The organism is Dyella sp. GSA-30 (genome assembly GCF_027924605.1).
Classification (GTDB): domain Bacteria; phylum Pseudomonadota; class Gammaproteobacteria; order Xanthomonadales; family Rhodanobacteraceae; genus GSA-30.
The window spans coordinates 3545303-3565307 of record NZ_AP027042.1 but is presented as its reverse complement, the minus strand read 5'-3'; the positions used below and the strand labels follow the sequence as shown (position 1 = coordinate 3565307).

The 20005-nt window shown below is 57.1% G+C and carries 11 protein-coding genes; 8 read left to right on the top strand and 3 right to left on the bottom strand.

Annotation, left to right across the window (positions count from 1 at the left end; all coding sequences use genetic code 11):
- The first annotated feature begins 95 nt into the window (after positions 1-95).
- Positions 96-4679 (top strand): type I polyketide synthase, encoded by a 4584-nt coding sequence (locus QMG46_RS15395; protein ID WP_281848712.1) that lies wholly within the window; start codon positions 96-98, stop codon positions 4677-4679.
- 16 nt (positions 4680-4695) lie between these two features.
- Here the strand turns inward: QMG46_RS15395 and QMG46_RS15390 are convergent, their stop codons facing one another.
- The 3 genes from QMG46_RS15390 to QMG46_RS15380 form a co-directional block, all read right to left on the bottom strand.
- On the bottom strand, positions 4696-5526 hold the full coding sequence (locus QMG46_RS15390; protein WP_281848711.1) for a thioesterase II family protein: 831 nt from the start codon (positions 5524-5526) through the stop codon (positions 4696-4698).
- Positions 5527-5624: 98 nt separating this feature from the next.
- A complete protein-coding gene (locus QMG46_RS15385; protein ID WP_281848710.1) occupies positions 5625-6740 on the bottom strand; it encodes a hypothetical protein in 1116 nt (371 codons plus the stop codon).
- A gap of 56 nt (positions 6741-6796) precedes the next feature.
- The gene (locus QMG46_RS15380) at positions 6797-8395 is read right to left on the bottom strand and encodes a cyclic peptide export ABC transporter (RefSeq protein WP_281848709.1); all 1599 of its coding nucleotides are present in this window, start codon (positions 8393-8395) and stop codon (positions 6797-6799) included.
- Between the two features lie 758 nt (positions 8396-9153).
- Between QMG46_RS15380 and QMG46_RS15375 the strand changes: the two genes are divergently transcribed.
- The 7 genes from QMG46_RS15375 to QMG46_RS15345 all read left to right on the top strand — a co-directional run bounded on the left by QMG46_RS15375 (position 9154) and on the right by QMG46_RS15345 (position 19444).
- A complete protein-coding gene (locus QMG46_RS15375) occupies positions 9154-10605 on the top strand; it encodes a hypothetical protein (protein WP_281848708.1) in 1452 nt (483 codons plus the stop codon).
- Between the two features lie 316 nt (positions 10606-10921).
- A complete protein-coding gene (locus QMG46_RS15370) occupies positions 10922-12094 on the top strand; it encodes a glycosyltransferase family 4 protein (protein WP_281848707.1) in 1173 nt (390 codons plus the stop codon).
- A 413-nt stretch (positions 12095-12507) separates the two neighbouring features.
- A complete protein-coding gene (locus QMG46_RS15365; protein ID WP_281848706.1) occupies positions 12508-14151 on the top strand; it encodes an alpha-amylase family protein in 1644 nt (547 codons plus the stop codon).
- Positions 14152-14369: 218 nt separating this feature from the next.
- A complete protein-coding gene (locus tag QMG46_RS15360) occupies positions 14370-15044 on the top strand; it encodes an ABC transporter ATP-binding protein (protein ID WP_281848705.1) in 675 nt (224 codons plus the stop codon).
- Complete coding sequence (locus QMG46_RS15355; protein WP_281848704.1) at positions 15034-16977, top strand: HlyD family secretion protein; 1944 nt, start codon at positions 15034-15036, stop codon at positions 16975-16977. Before QMG46_RS15360 ends, QMG46_RS15355 begins: the two co-directional genes overlap by 11 nt.
- Entirely contained in the window at positions 16977-18203 is a 1227-nt protein-coding gene (locus tag QMG46_RS15350; protein ID WP_281848703.1) for an efflux RND transporter periplasmic adaptor subunit, read from the top strand. Before QMG46_RS15355 ends, QMG46_RS15350 begins: the two co-directional genes overlap by 1 nt.
- Positions 18200-19444: an ABC transporter permease gene (locus QMG46_RS15345; RefSeq protein ID WP_281848702.1), complete on the top strand. Its 1245-nt coding sequence runs from the start codon at positions 18200-18202 to the stop codon at positions 19442-19444. Before QMG46_RS15350 ends, QMG46_RS15345 begins: the two co-directional genes overlap by 4 nt.
- Positions 19445-20005: the final 561 nt, after the last annotated feature.

The following is a 20005-nucleotide window of genomic DNA, read 5'->3' as shown; positions in this document are numbered from 1 at the left end:
GGCGAGCCTCACCCGTTTGACTGCGTATGCTGACCTATCAGGTTGCGATGCCTGTTGGTCTGTCCCTTTAAATTCGAGCTTGCGATGATTCTTTCATGACAAACGCATTCGAAAGTGGCTCAGCCCTAGGTGCGGATGCGCCGATCGCTATCATTGGGATGGCGGGTCGGTTTCCGGGAAGCCGCAACATCGATGAATTTTGGCAAAAGCTGTGCGCCGGGGTGGAATCGATTCGACGATTTACCGATGCTGAGCTGCTTGCCGCCGGCATCGACCCCGCCGTTCTGCACGATAAGGACTATGTAAAGGCCGCGCCGATGCTTGCCGACATCGAGCAATTCGATGCCGCCTTTTTTAGCTTGAGCTCCCATGAGGCATCGATCATGGACCCCCAACACCGGCTCATGCTCGAGATAGCATGGGAGGCTATGGAGCACGCAGGCTATGCGCCAGGAAACCATGGTGGTTTTCATACGGGCATTTTTGCTGGAGCGGCAGATAGCAGCTATTTTCTGGAGAATCTGTTTCACAACTCACGCATGGCGCTCGCCAACAGCGGGTTCCAGCTGGCTTTGGCGAATGGCAAGGACTTTCTCTGCAGCCGCATTGCGTACCATCTGAACTTGGACGGTCCAGCCGTCACGGTGCAGAGTGCTTGTTCAACGTCCTTGGTTGCCATCTATCTTGCATGTCGCAGCCTTCTGCAGGGAGGCTGCGACATGGTGCTTGCAGGGGGCGTGTGCATCAACCTGCTCACAGAGCGGGGTTACTTGTACACCGACGGCGGAGTCATGTCGCGCGATGGTCATTGTCGCAGCTTCGATGCTCAAGGCAACGGAACCATATTCGGCGACGGGCTAGGGCTGATTGTGCTCAAGCAGCTAGCTCACGCTCAGCGGGACGGCGATACCATTCACGCCGTCATCCGTGGCGCGGCCATCAACAACGATGGCTCGGACAAGCAGGGCTTTGCCGCACCTAGTGTTCAAGGCCAGGCGGCCGTGGTGCGCGATGCATTAGTCGCAGCGGGGATATCTTCTGCAGAGATTTCCTACATTGAGACCCATGGAACGGGCACTATAGTGGGCGACCCAATGGAAGTTTGGGCGTTGGAAAATGCATTCGCATTGTCGGGAACTGGGTCGCGCAAGGCGCGTTGCGCGCTGGGTTCGGTGAAGACGAACATCGGACATTTGAACACGGCAGCGGGGGTGGCGGGCCTGATCAAGACGGTGCTTTCGCTCAAGCATCGGCAGATTCCGCCAACGCTGCATTACGAGTCGGCCAATCCACACATCGACTTTGCAAACAGCCCGTTCGAAGTGAACGCGACCCTTCGGGCGTGGGAGGTGGACACCGGGCCGCGCCGTGCGGGCGTGAGTTCGTTCGGCATTGGCGGAACAAATGCACATGTGATCGTGGAAGAGTCGTTGCAGGAAGCGAGCGAAGCGAGTGAACGGCCGGTACACGTTGTGTTGTTGTCGGCACGCACGGCGGGCTCGCTGGAAGGAATGAGCGGGAAGCTGTCGAAGTATTTGCGAACGACGCAGGCAGATTTGGCGGATGCGGCGTACACGAGTCAAGTGGGGCGAAAGCATTTCGCACTGCGACGCGCCGTGGTTTGCCGCACGGGGGGGCAAGCGGCGGACGCGCTGGAGTCGCGGGCGTTAGAGGCGGCGACGGCGGTGAAAGGCCCGTCGGAAGTGGTGTTCCTGTTTCCGGGGCAGGGTAGTCAGATGGTGAACATGGGGCGCGAGCTGTACGCGCACGAGGACGTATTTCGAGAAGAATTGGACCGGTGTCTTGAGCAGTTGGGTCGCTGGCAGGGAGAGGGGCTGCGGCAAATTTTGTTTCCGGCGGCGGGAGACGAGACGCAAGCGCAAGAGCAGCTACGGCGGACATGCTATGCGCAGCCGGCGTTGTTCGCAGTGGAATATGCATTGGCGAAACAACTGGCATCGATGGGGATCGAGCCGGCGGCCATGATTGGCCACAGCGTCGGTGAATATGTGGCGGCCTGCCTGTCGGGGGTAATGAGCCTGGAAGAGGCCTTGTATGTGGTGTGCCGGCGTGGGCAGCTGATGGAATCGCTGCCAGGCGGGGTGATGCTGTGGGTGCAAGCAACGCCGACGCAGTTGAAGCCACTGCTGGGCGAGGAGATGTGGTTGTCGGGGTTGAATGCACCGCAGTTGTGTACGGTGTCGGCGAGCGAGACGTCTGTGGGTGAGCTGGAGCGCCGATTGAAGGATGCGGGCTTGGTGCACCAGCGACTGCAGACATCGCATGGGTTTCACTCGGGCCTGATGGACCCGATGTTGGCGTCGTTCGCCGACTGTCTGAAGGGAATGGAGCTGAAGGCACCGCAGCGTCCGTACCTGTCGAACGTGAGTGGCGATTGGATCACGGCAGCCGAGGCGTGCGAGGCAGGTTACTGGGTATCGCATATACGCGAACCGGTGCAGTTCAGTGCGGGTCTGTCGAAGTTGTTGGAAGGCGAGAACCGGGTGTTGCTGGAAGTGGGTCCGGGGACGGCGCTGACGGTATTGGCGCGGCAGCAGAAGCCGGATGTGAAAGCGTTTGGCGTGTTGCCCTCGGCGCGCAGCGGGTCGAGTGCCCAGGAAAGTTGGTGGGAGGCGATCGCTGCCTTGTGGGAGAGCGGCGTAGAGGTGGATTGGAAGCAGACCTACGGACAGGAGCGGCGGCGGCGTATTCCGCTGCCGAGCTACGTGTTCGAAAGGCAGCGCTATTGGATCGAGGGGGCGACGGCCGATCGGAAGGTAGCCAGCGCCGCGCCCGAAAGGCGAGGTGAGGGCATCGATAATTGGTTTTATGCGCCGAGCTGGAAGCGCACGGAAGGTGCCCGCCGCGGCGAACCGGAGCGGAAACGCCATCTCGTGCTAACCGACCGGTACGGTCTGGATCAGCATTTTGTGACGCAACTGAAGGCATGGGAAACGGACGTGCTGATGGTTGAGCCGGGTGAGCTGTTCGAGCAGAGCGGGACGAACAACTGGCGACTGGACCCGAGAAATGCCTCACATTACGAACAATTGTTGCAGTCATTGCAATCGCAGGGCCGCTTGCCGGACCGGATCACCCACTTATTGAGTTTGACACCTGGCGAAGGGCCGGTAGAGGTGTCCCTGGACGATGGCGTGCACAGCGTGTATGCGCTATGTGCGGCCTACCAGAAACTGGGAATCGTGCAGCGGACACAGCTGACCGTGGTGAGCAACGGTGTGCATGCGGTGACCGGACAGGAAAAGCTGTACGCGGAAAAGGCGACGATACTTGGGCCGTGCCAAGTGGTGCCGTTGGAACAACCGCAGATCCGGTGTCGGCACATCGACGTGGAGATCGAGAAAGATTACTCACTGAGCGAAAAACAGAGCTCGCGGTTGGTGCGCGAAATATGCCGCGACGACGGGGCGGCGCGAGTGGCCTACCGCGGGAGCTATCGGTGGGAGCATGGGTACGAGGCGGTGACCCTGGAGCGCAGCGAGGTACCGGTGCTTCGCGACAACGGGGTTTATCTGATCACGGGAGGACTTGGCGGAATTGGCCAGTGCTTTGCCGAGTATGTGGCATCGACCGCGCGGGGCGTGCAGCTGGTCTTGGTTGGGCGCACGCCGCTGCCGGCAGAAGTGGACTGGCCGAGGTACATGGCGGATGCACAAGCAGACGAAGCACTACTGCGAAAGCTGACGCAGATCCAAGCCCTGCGTGAACGCGGAGCGCAGGTGCGATACGTGGCGGCGGACGTGGCTGTGGCAGCGGATGTCACTCGCCTGGCGGATGCGCTGCGCGCCGAAGGACTCTCGGTACACGGGATATTCCATGCCGCGGGCGTATCCGGGGCAATACCGTCCGGTTCCGACGTCAAGGCATTTGTCGAAATGCAGTTGGCGCCAAAACTTGCGGGCACCAAACTCCTAAGCGCCGCATTGACCGCTGATCGACTGGACTTCTTCCTGCTGTGCTCGTCCATCAGCACGATAATTCCTGTCCTTGGGCATGCCGGCTACATTGCTGCGAACGCTTTCCTAGATGCCTATGCAAACCAGCAGCAAGCAGCGGGCGTCAATGTGATATCGGTAAATTGGGACGCTTGGCAATCCGTAGGCATGGCCGCGCGCCTCATGGAAAATCTGCCGGCTTCCATGGAGAAGCAGCGTCAGCAGTATTTGCTCAGCGCCATTTCTCCAACCGATGGGCCCGAGCTTTTTTCTCGCCTGCTTTTGGCTGGACATCCGCAGATTATTGTCAGCCCCGTCGAGTTCCACGCTTTCGCCTTTGGCTCGACCACTCCGATAGTGGGGGTGCCGGCCACATCCCCAGAGGTGGTGCGGCCCGCGCTGACGATGGATTACCAAGCGTCCACCAACGACGTGGAGCACGCGCTCGTGCGGATTTGGCAAGAACTTTTTGGTATCTCGCCAGTCGGAAGACACGACGATTTCTTCGAGCTAGGCGGTCACTCGCTGCTCGCGACGCAGGTTGTGTATCGTGTCCGCCATGCGTTCGAAATCGACATGCCTCTGCGCGACTTGTTCGATTTTCCCACCATCGCCGCGCTTGCTGAACGAGTGGAAGGACTGGTGCGGCAAGGGATCGAAAACATGTCGGATATCGAGGTTCAAAAGGCGGCGGCTGAATCTCGCTATTTGCCGGAGTCGTAGTAGCCACGGCCTCGCCTCACGCGGATGGGAGCGAGCCTGCTCGCCCAAGCTGATTGGAAAAATACGGCTTTAGTGCGTTGCGGACCAGTTCCAGCAAGTCGCTTCGTCGTGTATGCACGAAGAAATGATCCCCTTGCAAGACGATCGGCGTACCTGCATTTGGCAAGTAGCGCTGCCACTGCGACAGTTCTCCGATGCTAGCCTCCGCATCAGCTGAACCACCGACAAGCGTCGCACCGCAGGACAAGGGCGCTTCGTCCGGGCATTCAAAAGTTTCGCTCAAAGAAAAGTCTGCACGCAGTAGGGGCAGGACAAGTTCCATCATCTCTGGATTGTCCAGCACCTCAGGCGGCGTGCCGTTCAAAGCCCTCAGCCTTTCGATGAGCGCCTCGGACGTCATGCTATGCAACTTCTCCTTGTCCAGATGCGGCGGTTTTTTCGCCGATAAGATGAGATGTGACGGCAGGCGGCAGCCATGCCTGCGAAGCGCGAGCGTCAGTGCATAACACATTAGCGCACCATTGCTGTGGCCGAAAAAGACGCAGGGGCGATCCAACAGCGGGCGAATTTGCTCCATGAAGTCGTCGACCAGCGCATCCAGCCGATAATAGGGTTGATCGTGGCGGAGCACACCTCGGCCAGGCAGCTCCGCGGCGACGACCTCGATGCGCGAGCCCAATTCGGCCTGCCAGCCCCGATAGATGCTCGAATTGCCACCCGCATAGGGAAAGCAGAACAAGCGAACGGCCGCGCGCGACGAATCACCTTCTTGCACAAACAGTGATGAACTCATTGCGGCTTCAAAGGTCCTAAGAAGGGTTTGCAATCGAGCTGCGGCTTCGAGCATACCGGCCCGTACCAGCTTCGTCCGTATCCGGGGCGACTCGGATTGGGTGTGGGGATAAAAGTAAAGGCTTCGGACTCATGATCGCGCCGATAAGATGACTATTGATGCAGCGATTCAATGAGGCTGGCCACGGTGTCGCGCTCCAACGCCGACATGCGCTCCGCCTCGGCGAAATGCTGGGAAAGACGCTCTCTGTCATCAGCAAGATTCCACCTCGACAGCGAGTGGTCGTAGCATAGGAGATGCAGGTTTTTTGCCCATGTTGCCACCGCCTGATATGCGCTCTGCATCTTGCTTAGACCATGCACATACACGTTGTCACCTATGTAACGAATGTTTCCGCGCATGATTTCCCGGTGTTCCATGAGTGCGCGCGTTGCACGTAGATCGACGGCCCGCGATAGCCGAACGGATTCGGATACGTCCGCCACGACATGTTGTACCGCAGCCAATCCATAGATGTCTTCGCCACCTTTCCAAGCCCTCGGCGCTTGGCACAGGGCGTAGTCCTGCAGAGCCTCAGCGATGGGTCTGGCATCGAAATTGCCCATTGGAGCGCTGTCGTTCCGGAGTGCGATTTTGAAAAGCGCCGGTTCAAAAAAATGCGAGTCCAGCATTTTGTCTCTGTCGCCGCGCAGCAAGAATCCGGCAGCCATATCGGCAAACGGCAAGGAGATCGCGCCAAACGAGCCATCCGCCCGATAGGTGTAACCTTTCAGAAGCCTGCGTTCGCTGTCGCAGGCCGTCAAAAGGCAGGGGTGCGTGTAATCAACACCCTTCGCATGCGACGAAGTTTCTGGGACGAAGCGCTCGTTCACCGTGGCATAGACATAGCAACCGCCACACAACGCCTCGATGATCCATTCGATCAGAGATTGGCAAGAGACCGTCTTAAGTTCAAAATCGGGCTTCGATGTCTGGAAATATCCGAGTACCGAGAATCGTCGTATCGTATTCCAAGGCAGAATATATAGTGGACACGCGCCGGGGCGCATCAATTGAGGCGGCGTTGCTGCCAAATTGACATACGAGGTGCAAAGCAGGTTCCTGACATCGAATCTGGTGCTCACGATGCCGAGCGCGTAAGCGGTCTCGAGATAGGTCTTGTACGGGACGTCTTCATTGAACGGCAAAGAGCGCGACTTGCCGTTGAAATTGCACTTAGCGAGCGCAAACTCGATATCTTGAAATGGAAGTCGATCCGATTTGGACATGGGGCCTCAGCGGGGTTCATTCTGGAGCAGTATGCGTGTTGCTTCGGACGACCTGTTCACGTATCAGTCCGCTGACCGTCCTCCAATTTCACGACTTGGTCGGCCACGTGAAAATATCGATCGTCATGTGTGATTACGATAATGGTTTTTCCTTTTTTTTTCATTTCTGGCAAGAGTTCGGTATAGAAAATGTTTTTGAATATCGGATCCTGATCCGATGCCCACTCGTCGAAAAGCAGTATGGGCCGATCGTCTGCCAAAGCAGATATGAGGGCGAGCCGCCTCTTCTGCCCGCTTGAAAGATCGAGTGTCGAAAACTTGCCTTCACGGATCGTGACGTCATCAAGCTCGAATCTTTCCAAATGCTGCTGAACGCGCTTGAAAACATCTTCCGATTCATCACACGTTATTCGCTCGAAGAGATGGAAGTCGGAAAACACCACGCTAAAGTGCGACTGATAGAACGGGATGTTGTGTTTGTCAACGACGCGTCCGTTTAGCAAGATCTCTCCGGCATCAGGGGTGTATAAGAGCAGTAATAGCATCGCCAATGTGGTTTTGCCGCTGCCGTTGCCTCCCACGATAAAAAGAATTTCACCCGCCCGCACGTTGAGATCGATCGGCCCCAATGAGAATCGCCGTCCGTCCGATGAATCTTCATTGTGACGGAAAACGCCACGCAGTTCGACGCTGTTAGCAGTAGCGTATGACTGGACGGCGCTCGGGCTTGCCCCGCCGTAGGTGGAAAGTTCGTCGCCCAGTTGCCTGATCTTCCTGAGAGATATCCCGGACTGACGGATGGAGGGAATCAAGCTGATTAAGTGTGCGATAGGGCCGAGCAGATAGAGTAGTATCAGCACAAAGTCGTTGAGAATCTTGTGCGACTGAGATGACCATAACGGCAGGGCGAATAACAGGCTGCCGATAATCAAGTAGTAAAGGGTGTTACCGAAATTGCTCGCCAATGAATATCCCGCCATGGTCCGTATGGACGTCTGGCGGAAATTTCCGGCAGCACCCTCTATCTCTTGCGCAACAAAACGTGCGCCGCGCCGAGAGTTGAGTTTGAGCTCTCGCGTGCCCTCAATGAGGCTGCGGAAGTGCCGGAACACGATGTCAGTCTGTTCGCGCAATTTCTTGTTCAGCGCGGCCGGTCTTCGCTCGGCCAGCAAGTACGTGACGATGCCGACCGCGAGCGCAAGCAAGAGAAATATGAACAACTGCCAAGACTGAACAATCATGTAGACGAAACACGAGACGATCAGAAGCGCATCGCATAAGCCGGTCGGAACTGCTTGAAGCGTACTGGCGAGCGTGCCGACGTCGCCTGTCAAAATGACCATGAGTTCGGCTCTACCTATGCGCTCCAGCGTAGGCAGCGGCGTTGCGAGCATTTTTTGACTTAAATCAACGCGCAACTGCATGATTGCCGTTTGGGTCAGGTGCAGCAACGCGAGATCAGACGCAAAACGCGAGACCAGTGCAACCGCGCATAGGGCCGCAAATTCGATTGCGCCGGTGGAAGTTGCGGGGGCCTGTAACCCCCTGCCTATGGCAAGAATGAGCAATGCGCCGCTGATTCCGCTTACCAGCCCGCTGAAAGTAGCGATCAGCACCAATTTCCACGATTGCTTGAGGAGAAAGTTGAATACCATGATTAAGCGTGTCCACCTGCAGGCCCAATTGTTTGATTCGGCTACGGCTCGGCAATGAACGCGGCCAGCCGCGAAGTCCCCTCCGGCTGCCCCGTCCCATTCAGCACCGAAGGCTGTTGGGTGTGGCTCAAGCTCCCATCGGCACATACCGTACTGATGATATATCGCTTCTGCCACCACCAGGAGTAGTGAGTGAATCGATTGGTCCAAGCCAAAGTCGGCAGTTCGATCGCTTCCAGGCTTGGCCACGAGCGCCGACTGACGCGTTCGAAGTGGCGGATCGAACACGCTGCGCCGAGCGGTACTTGCGCAACTCTTGCTCCAAAACGTTGAACGATCTCACAGTTCCGCATCACGGCTCGACCGCGCGCCATCGAAGATCCGCTCAAGCAAAATAGCCCAGTGAAATGCGCAAGATCTTGCTTGTCTGGCACGGCTGCCGGTTCCTGCACGCTAGCCGCCCTGGATCGCCCGTGCTAGGTGCGCTAGCCCTTCCGCGCTCAGCGCAGCAACGTCTCGGCAATGCGGAGAGTCATCGTCGCCCGCTGCTTCCTCAACCATACATGCCGTTCGTTTTACCACCGCCGCGAAATACTTCGACATTGCCTTCGTTCGCCGAACATGGGGAAAACGCGGTAGAGTTCGCAGACCAAACGACGGGTCTACCGTATGCCTGTTGCGACCATCGACGTCGAAGTTTCCACCGTGTACGATCAGATCCCTGGCATGGAGTTCAAGCGCTCTGGGGGAACTGCACGATGCACGTCATCTCAGTGGAAAGAGCCACAAACCGCTTAGTCGTGGCGGGGGCTTTTGTCATACTTCTTTTGTTTGCCGGACTGATCCCGCTAGGGCCCTGGCTCGACGAATTTTATCTTTTGAACGACCTGCATAGCCGTGGTTTCAGCGCAACCATATACAGGATCTTTAATTTTAGCCCAAGGCCGCTATCGGAGTTGCTGCTGTATTTCTATTGCCGTGCAATAGACTTCTTCAAATCACCGCTGGTAGTTCCCTTTGTTTCGCTGTTTTGGATCGCACTGGTAACCGTGCCGCTCATTCCGACATGGAGAAGTCGGCCAGCTAGGCTCGCGGTGGCAGCAACGCTCGCCATGCTGCTTCTGGGCCATGAGGTGGCCGAGGTGTTTTACTGGCCAGCAGGGGTCGCAGCATATCTCCCGACCGTTATTGCTGCTCTCGCAATACTAGCCTTGGACTGGGGAGGGCGCATTGAGCGCGGAAATGGCAAGCTCTGGATTGCCGTCGCGCTCGTCGTGTCTGCAGCCAGCAGCGAGGTCGGAGCGATGTTCACGGCCGTTTATGCTTCGATGGCTATTTTCATATTCAGGCAACGAAGCACTAAGGCGATTTTGTCATTCGCGTTGCCTTTACTCGTCGCACTAGCCGTAATTTATCTCGCGCTGCGGGGGCGCGCCACAACCACTCGCGAAATTTTTGGGGATGCTTCGGTCGGACACAATCCTGTGGGAGCTTTTCGCGCGCTCTTTGACTACTTTTTTGCTCAGTTGGCTGCGAGCGTCGACGGACTCGCGGCTTTGCAGTCGAGCGCATTTTCCTTGTTTTCGAAGGTTCTATTTTTCTTCGGAGTTTACTTGGCGCTCTCGACCAAGCCGAAAGCTCAATCGATCGATAGAGATGCGCAGGCCATGCGGCTGGCATTAGCTGCATCGCTATTGATCACGTCAGCTTTAACTCTGGTAGCCTCACTCTATCAATTCGGCGTGGTCTGCTGTGAGCGCCACGACACTGTTCGTCAAGTCTACATACTAATAGCTATTGGCTCCGTTGCGTCATATCTCGCGACTCGCAAGCCCGCAGCGGCAACGCGATTGGCAGGCCTGGCATTGCTTACGTCGATACTGATTCCGCTATCTGTTGCGATACCCAAGTTGTGGCATGACTACCGTAGCTATCCCGCGTACATCGCCTCTGGCGGCGTAATCTGGGAGAGCGTACATTCTGCGGGCTCTAACGTAACCATTCCCCAAGTGATGCCCGGTCAAATCTTCGGCGGGACTGCAAGAATCGCCCGCATGAAAGCGGGATATTTCCCTCCCGGAATCTATCGGCACACGGCCAAGCAAGACGAGCTCATAGACCAGATCTTGTTTTTCTATGGAAAGGAGTCGGCGACCCTTATCGCGCCTGCGTTTGATGGGCCAGATCGACCGAGCGTCAGCCGTCCGTAGCGGCGGGGTGCTCATCTAATAGAGCATACCGGCCCCGAAGTACGTGTCGTTTGTGCACGCGCAGATCTTTGCCGCAGGCCATGCTCGGAAAGCAGGCGAAGAGAGCGAAGATTCCTTGTTCGAGGGCCAATACTTGTGTGCGAGCATACGAAGCATAAATCTCTAAGCGGGGCAGATTCCAGTCAAAATGGCCGATTCAGAGCATTCAAAAAAATCAGGCAATGGGTCGACCTTGGTTCGTACAGGCTACGCTCCGCGCCGTCCAACGGAGCCTATAGTCGATGACGATTTGATTTCCCCGTGCGAGGCCGAGACCATGCGCATTCTCATGCTTGGATGGGAACTACCACCCAGGATCAGCGGCGGGTTAGGGCGGGCTTGTGGAGAACTATTGGCCCATTTGGGATGTTATGAGCCTCTCCACATCACTTTCGTGCTGCCGGGACTTCCTGGCCGAAATGAGGCTTATCCTGCCTATAAGGGCGTCGAAGTGATCGCGATGGACCTGGACGAGCAAGCTCGTCACTCCAGCTTTCGCCACTCCCGCCTCCTTCCGACCGCCAGCGCTTATGGCGCAAACGACGCTTGCTCGACCGCTTATGCGGACGCATGCGAGAAACTCGTGCGTAAGTCACGCAAACATTTTGATCTTATACATGCGCACGATTGGTTGACGTTTGGTGCGGCAGTACGAATAAAAGAGCGCCTGGACGTTCCCTTGATTGCGCATGTACATTCCACCGAGCACGACCGGTCGGCCACCCCTGACAAAAATATTTGTCGGATCGAAAAGCTCGGGATCGACAGCGCGCAGTCGGTAGTTGCCGTAAGTCAGTATACGCGAGCGACCGTTGCTGAAAAATACGGCTGCGATTCCGCGAAATTGGAAGTGATCTATAACGGAGCGATCGCCAATGATACATCGGTTCGGCGCGAGCGAAAACAGGACGAAGCCAAGACGGTGGTTTTTATCGGGCGCTTGACCTACCAAAAAGGCGCCGAGTATTTCGTGGAATCGGCAACGGAAATCCTGCAGAGATTTCCGGCGACTCGATTCGTGGTCGTTGGCGACGGGGAAGAGATGGCGGTTTTGCGCTCATTGGTCCGCGCTCTGCAGCTGATTCAGCATTTCTCGTTCGTCGGATTTTTAGGATTCTCCGAAGTGCGGCAGGTTTTGGAGAGTAGCGACATCTTGGTAATGCCTTCTATCTCGGAACCGTTCGGCCTGGTAGCCATTGAGGCCGCTTCGATTGGGATTCCGGCGGTGATTTCGAGCAATTCAGGAGTCGCGGAAATCCTGACGAGCGCGCCGCGCATTGAGCCCGCGAATTCCGCCGCGATTAGCCGCGCCGTAATTGAACTTTTGAGCGATCGTGGAGCACATGCCGAGGTAAGCCAAAAGGTTCGAGCGGAAGCCGGCACGCTGAGTTGGGAAAAGACAGCGCATAAGGTACAGTCGCTTTACCAGCGGCTCCTGGAAAGAAAATGACCCTTCCGTTAGCCAGCCAATGCGACGTAGCAGCTGGCGTAAGAGAGCTTGCTTCTTCTGGAGCCCAGGATGTCAAATCCGTATGCGAACGGCTCGAAGATATACTATCAAGTGCGCATGCCGCGAATGCTGGCGAATTGCCTGACGATCGTCGCCTTCGTCAGGTCATCCGACACGCGGTCCTATTGCTACGTGGGGGTATACAGGTCACTGGGCATGTCCAATTCAACCCGGGGCGTCTGTATGTCGAACGCACAGCGAAGAGTGCTGGGCAAGTAGAGACGACTCGATTAATAGTTGCCTGCGAATCTCTACTGCCGGATCCGCGTGCATTGCGTGGCTATTTCGCGGGGCCTTGCGTAGTTCTTTACTGGGGCCCTCTGCGAATCCGTGAAGACGATTGCGATCACGGCTTGGTTCGCGAGAATTTGACGCTAAGCGAACAGGAGTTGGTCGAATACGTCGAAAACAAAGCTGCGTCGCGCAGATGTGACCGCTCGACGTCCGCAAGAAACGCGGAACAAGTACGCGAAGCAGAAAGCGAAATAGCCGACGCTTATGCACGGATATTGTCTGATCCATCGTACCGCCGATTCCCGGTCAGCCAAGAATCACACCCGTACAGGGGGCCGACGTTGCTGGTGCTACCGAGGCTCGTCAAGCCGTCCGCGGACAAATCCATCCTCGCCCACCTGACCTGCCAGCTTCGTCATCTCCGGGCCAATGGCTTCGACGCCTTGCTGCTTGGAGTCGTGGACAAGCAATCGCTTAACGTATATTTGGAAGAATACGATGACGGCGAGCTGGTCCCGCACGTCAATACGCACGGCTATTGGGTTAGCGGTGACGAAGGTGTAGATCCGCTGCTCGGCACCGAGCTGGAATACCGCGAACTAGCCCAGGAGTGCAAACGATCGCGCATCGAAATGATACAGGACACCGTTTACGCAACACTAGGATACCTGCCGCAGATCAGCCGATTCTCAGCAAATCGCCAGCATCAACGAGTCCCTTCGGTAAAGACCGGCAAAACCCAGGCTTCGCTTGGGAATACCGAATCCATGCTTGTCCAACCATGGAGCGGCGCCTTCGACGAGAAAATGGATCGCGATGATCTAAGCCCCGAGGCATTCGCGAAAGCCCTCGTAAGTTGCCAAAGTTCGTGTCCATACGATCTTCCGCGACCTAATCTTTACGATACGCAGACGATCGAAGTCGTTCGATCCCGAACTAACTGGCTGGAGAATCTAGCGGGAGTACGCGCACGCCGGATCGATATGGCGAAGCACCTGCCGATAACAGCGCTGACTTCGATAATCGAGCCAAGCGATGGCAGCGCAGATGCCTGGGTTCTTTTGGAATGGTGGTCGACGACCTACCGCGATTTGTGTTTTGCCGCATTCGTAAGCGAACGTGAGAAGGGCAGGGTATACCTTTTTGACTTCCCGCTCGCCGTCGCCGCACAAGACATTTTTATCCGCGAAAACAGTTTCATTTCGATCGTTCAGCGCCTGCAGCGTGAGCGGACACGATGGGGTGTTGATCTAAGGCAACTCATCCCGGCGGTGGTCGACCACGACAAGTTTTTCAAGCCGGTCTTCAACGGTACGCCGCGAAGCTTAGCCGCCACCGTCGTTATGCACGTATTCGCGACGTTTCTCAGCGCCAACGCCCCCGTCGTCTACGTCGGATTCGACGACGCGCGAGCGGGCGTGCCGGAACACGTGGACTATTCTAGCTACTCCGAGCGACTGACGCGGCGAACGGTGAGTAAGCTTATCGATTTGGAGCAAGAAAATTCGCCGGCGGTCCCGCTGACCGAATTTTTCCGCCTGCTCAGAGCACACCCGTTCGTCAGCCACTGGGACGGCGAAGCCATCGAGATCAGCGGCGACGTCAACTATCTCGTCCTCAGTCGTTGCTATTGGGACCCCAAGCGTCGGCAACAGCGCAAGATACAAGCGGAGTTTTCTCGCGAGGCCTTGCCCCGCGAGAAGTCGGTCGATATTCTCTATCGGTACGGGGCAGGTCCTTCTGTGACGATATCGTCAATCTAGTCGATGAGTATTTGTAGCGTCCAGTTGCACCGCCCAGCGCCGGGCTGCTGCAGGAGGACTTCTGTTTGGTTCCATCATTTCCGCTGTGCCAGTCGATCTCTGCACCTTTTGCACTGTCCGCATACCGATACAGCTCGGAAAACTTGACGATCGAACCAGCCACTCACCTGGAGTCGTGAGCGGGTAGAATTACTACCTTCAATCGGGCGACAAATCGCATGGTCAACTTGGAACGTGTCACGCGCCATTATAAAGTTGGCGGGCAGACAATACAGGCGCTTGGTGAAGTCAGTTTTTACATTCCGGCCGGGCAGTTCGTTGCCATCGTCGGGCCGTCCGGGTCAGGCAAGTCTACGTTATTGAACATCTTGGGCCGCCTCGATAGCCCGACCTCAGGCCGCTATTGTCTCGAAGGCACGGATATATCGACGTTCGACGACGAACAAGCCAGTGATTTTCGCAATAGACGCATCGGCTTCGTATTCCAGTCGTTCCAGTTGCTCGCAAGGCTGACGGTGCTCGAAAATGTACTGCTACCGGGTCGATTTCTACGTAAGCCGGCACTTGATCTCGAGGGGCGGGCGCGAGTATTGCTCGAACGCATGGGCTTGATAGAGCGGCTAGGGCATCGGCCTAATCAATTGTCCGGCGGGCAAATGCAACGCGTAGCGATCGCGCGTGCGCTGCTGATGCAGCCAGCACTCCTGCTGGCCGACGAACCAACCGGGAATCTCGATTCGAAAAGCGCTGCCGACGTATTGACCCTATTCGAAGAGGTACACGAGCTAGGCCAAACCATTGTCCTCGTGACGCACGATGCTGACGTTGCCGCACGCGCGCAACGCAGAATACATCTGCGCGATGGTAAGATTGAGCTCGATCATGCCGCTTGAGCAGCGCCTCTGCTTTTCCCGAGCGCAGGCGCTTACGCTCGGGAAGGGCTTTACTTTCGCGCTGGGTTTTGTGGCGATACAGGCGCACGCTGTGATCTTTACGGGTGAGGTGCGCGCAAGTGAGGCGCAACCAATCTTCGCGCCTCTGTCTAGCTCTTCGCCCGTCGTGCTGCGTTATTTTTTGCCCGACGGCACTGTGGTGAAACCCGGCGATGTCCTGTTGCGCATTGATGCGGCCGCGCCTGCGGCTGAAATACGCAAGCTCGATGAAACGATCGATGAGCTCAAGGCTAAAATCGTCAAAGAGGTTGCCGAACTTCGACTCAAAGAGTTTGACGCCGAGCTGGCCACGATCGATGCGCGAGCCGCTTTCGATGCTGCGAAAGTTGACGCGGGGCTACCAAAATCGCTGTTGTCCGGACTGGATTATGATCGTTATCAGGCCGAACTCACGCGCGCGAATCGCGATCTCGAACTGAAGCAGCAGCAACAAGCGAATGCACGCGAAGCCGTAGATCGCCGGCAAAACGATGGGAAACTCGAGCTTGAAGAGTATCGCGTACAGCGCGACCACGACCAAGCCGAAGTCGATGCGGCCGAAGTTCACGCCACACGGGCCGGTGTTTTTATCCATGAGTTCAGCTCACGGCTCGGCAACGGCAGTCGTTTTGAGGAAGGATCGTCTAGTTTTCCGGGGCAACAAATCGGCGAGATCGTTGGTGCCGGAACAATGCAGGTGCGTGCTTACGTGATTGAATCGGACCGTGCGGAACTAGCGGTAGGGCAGAGACTGCATCTTCATTTCGATGCCTTGCCGCGTGTCGACGCGAGCGGGTTGCTCACATCCATATCCGGCGCGCCGCAAACACGGTCCGAATGGGGTGACGGCCGCTATTTCACGGTGGACATAGGGCTCGATGCGAGCAAGTTGCCACTAAGGCCGGGCATGAGCGTTCGCGTCGACAGCTCGAAAACCAATGAGACCACAAGCGCGGTTTCCAGAATGGACGACAGTCCCAAGACCATACACGCCGATGGAGAACTCTATGCGCTGGACAGAGGCACCGTTTTGCCGCCTTTTGTCGAAGATCTCTGGCCATTGACGATCACGCAGATAGCGAGCGACGGACAACTGGTCAAACGGGGCGATCCCATCCTCTCCTACGATGGCCGCGACGTGATGAAGAGACTGGTGTCCCGACAAGGCGAACTTGAGGAAAAGCGCCGCGAACAGGAAAGAATTCGCCTCGATCTCGCCGAAAGGGCGCGCAACGAAGCGCTGGCCACCGCTTCAGCTCAAGCAGAAGTGATCAAGGCACAGAGAAAAGCGAACCTGCCTGAGGCTGCCATGCCCGGCATAGTATACAAAAAGCTTTGGATCGAGCGCGGACGCGTCGAACAACGTTTTTCCGTGATTGCCCGGCGCGAGCAGGCTGCAACAGCGGAGCGCGCCGCGGAACAGCATCTCATCGACGCAGCTGTCATGCGGCTCGATAACGATATCGCGCGGTTGCAGGCTATCGTCGTCAATCTCAACGTCACTGCGCAGCGCGACGGCGTTTTTCAGCGCGGCGCGAACTGGAACGGCGAGAAGTTCGATGTGGGATCGCAGATATGGAACGGTCAATCCGTCGGTCAAATTCCGGATATGTCCGCCCTTGCCGTGCATGCAACACTGACGGAGCGCGACCTTTCACGTGTACGGCAGGGTGATGCGGTAATCGTGACCCTGGAGGGCGGTTCCGGGCAGAGCGCGATGGGCCACATCGAGGACATTGGCCTCGCCGTGCACAGCAAATCGAGTGTCGACCCCGTGCCTGTTGTCGATCTGCGCATCTCGCTTGCACCAACGAAGATGGTGCTGAAACCCGACCAACCGGTGGGGGTCGAGATCCAGCCGCATGTCGTTGAATCATCGACACCGACACCATAATGCGCAGTCTCTGGCTCGTTGTATTTGCGTTAGCACTAGGTGCTTGTGCCAGCTCGGACGACGGCGCATTGGTGGTGGAACGCGTCGAGCGGGCTTCCGCGACCTTCGTGCTGCACGGCGAGGGTAGCTTGCGCGCCGTGCAAGCGACACCGCTTGTCGTCCCGGGCGCACAATGGTCTCAGCGACGGATCGACTGGATAGTGGAAGACGGCAGCGTGGTACGAGAGGGCGACTTGATCGCGCGCTTTTCGGACGAGCAGAGCAAACGCCAATTGGCTGCGACATTGCTCGAGCTGCAACGTAATACGCTTACGTACGATGCCAAGAAGATCGAGCTCGAGAGCAAGTGGGATCAACTCGAATTGAGTTCATTGCAAGTGGACAGCTCGCTTGCGATTGCTCGGCGCTACGCGAACGCTGGTGGTCTGGCCGTTGCGCGCAACACCGTACTCGACGCGATACAGGATCAGAATTTCCTGGAACAGAAGAAGACCACACTCGCTTGGCAGAGAGGGCTTTTTGCGGTTCGCGAGCGCGCCGAAATCGCCCCGATCGATGTGCGACGCGCTACCTTTGAAGGGCGGGCGAAAGAGCTGAGTAACGATCTGGCTGCACTCGAGATTCGCGCACCACATGCAGGCCTCGTTGTGCTCGAGGCGGATTGGTCCGGACAGAAGCCGCGCGCCGGGGCAAGCATGTGGGCGGGCAACAACTTCGCGACCCTACCTGACATCCGAGCGATGGAAGTGGAACTGAGCTTGCCGCAGATCGAGGCGCAAGGAATTCTGGAAGGCATGAAGGTCGAACTCTCGCAACTGGGCAAACCGCAACAGAAAGCGGTGTCGAGAATCTCCTGGGTAGCCGCGGCCGCGACGCGGCTGGCGGGCGAGTCACCGGTTAACTATCTGACCATGAAACTACCGGTTCCCGTCGACGCCGCAAAGAAGTACGGTTGGTTGCCCGGCCAAAGGTTCGCCGCGACAGTCGTCATTCTAGACGCCCCAAGCGCAATCACCGTGCCGAACATTGCGCTCTACGACGCGGAAGGGGAAACGCAAGTGGAGGTCAGCGAGCGCGGTGCAATCGTTGCGCGCACCGTGCAGGTCGGCGTGCGCGGACCAAGCCGCACCCAAATCCTTTCGGGGTTGAATCCTGGCGAGAGCGTCGTGTTGACCGCGCCGGCCAGCTCAAGTAGGTCCAAACCCGCGAGTAAATCGGCACCATGAACGTGAACGCAAATACGCGCTTACGCTGGCGTGAGGCCGTCGACGAACTCGCGCGTCGCAAGCTGCGTACGCTGCTTACTTTACTTGGCCTGGTCTTTGGCGTTGGCGCTATTGTCGCAATGCAAGGCGTAACCGAGGGAAGCCGACGTGAAGCGTTGCGGCTAGTCGAGAGCCTCGGGCTGCACAATCTCATCGTGGAGCACAAGGCTCAAGATCCGGAAACTTTGAAGGAAACGCGTGCGCGCAGTCTCGGGTTGAGCGTCGACGATGCGCGCGCTGCGCGTGCCGTGGTTCCCGGTGCTACCGGTTTTGCGGCGGAAAAGCGCATCCGCACATACGCGGTATTCAGCGACGAAGGGACAAGCGATGCCCAGGCCAGTGCTGTCAGTCCCGATTATTTTGACCTGGCCGGCCTCCATGTTGCGCAAGGGCGAGCGCTGAGTGCCGACGACGACGAAACCATCGCCGCAGTGGCTGTTCTCGGTGATGGCGCTGCGCGCGCTTTGTTTCCGGAAGGTCACGCATTAGGTAAGCCGATTAAGATCAACCATGTCTGGCTGCGTGTCGTCGGCGTACTTGCAGACCGCGATTTGAGCAAGGATAAATTTGAAGGGGTATCCCTGGGTGTGGAGAGCAATCGCATATATATCCCCCTGCAAAGTGCTTGGCGGTTTCGTTTTCAACCGATGGAGGACGATGCCGACCGCATTATCCTTAACATTAGCGACCCCGATGAACTTCCCGCGGCGGCTCGTGTACTCAATCGTGTGCTTGACCAGCGACATGCAGGCATAACTGACTACAGCTTGATCGTACCGCAGCAGCTCTATCAGCAGAATCAAAAAATCCAGCACATTTTCAGCATAGTGATGGGGGCGATCGCCGGTGTCAGCTTGCTTGTCGGCGGTATCGGCATCATGAACATCATGCTTGCAAACATACTCGAGCGTCGACGCGAAATCGGTTTGCTGCGCGCCTTGGGGGCGAGGCGCAGCGACATAATCGCACGCTTTCTGCGCGAGGCTACCGTGATTTGCACCGCAGGCGCGGTGATCGGCTTGGTATTTGGCGTGTTGCTTGCGTATCTCATTGCAGCGTTCGCGGGCTGGCAAGTGGCCTGGTCGATTCTTCCGATCGCCGTCTCGGTTGTCTTGTGCGTAGGCATTGGCCTCGCTTTTTCGGTTTACCCGGCGCGCCAAGCGGCTGATCTCGATCCAATTGCAGCGATCCGCGATGAATAATTATGGATATCCATCGCAGGCCAGGACCAAATGTCCTCTGTTGAAATGATCTTTGAGACAAGTAGATTGAAGTATCTATGTTACCTCGAATTCAAGCTATCTTCGCACCGCAATATTCGTCGAACCGATCGAGCAGGGCGCTAAATACGACCACCCGCATGCTGGATTCGTGGTGTCGCACGCCTGCTAACTAAGTCGTAACACTGCTAGCATTTAGAAACAATTAGTTGCCACTTTTAAGGCACAAATGCTCATGGACGTTGAAATTGGGACTTGGTTATCGGGTCCTGCACAAGAATATGTCTGCTACGGACCGTACCGCACGAAGTGCATATCTCGCCCGCGGCCATGGCGGGTTGAAACGCTTCCGCGATACGGGTGTACGGTCCAGCGAGAGGAGCGTGGGATCCGCGCTTGGCTTTCTCGATATCGTTCGCAGATGTAAGGGCTCTCGATGGTGCTTGCACTATAAACGCCCCCGTTTAAAGCCGGAGTGATAACGATTGCGGATGAACGGCACGCTTGGTTTCCGCATGCGTTGGTAACAGGAAAAGCTACGAC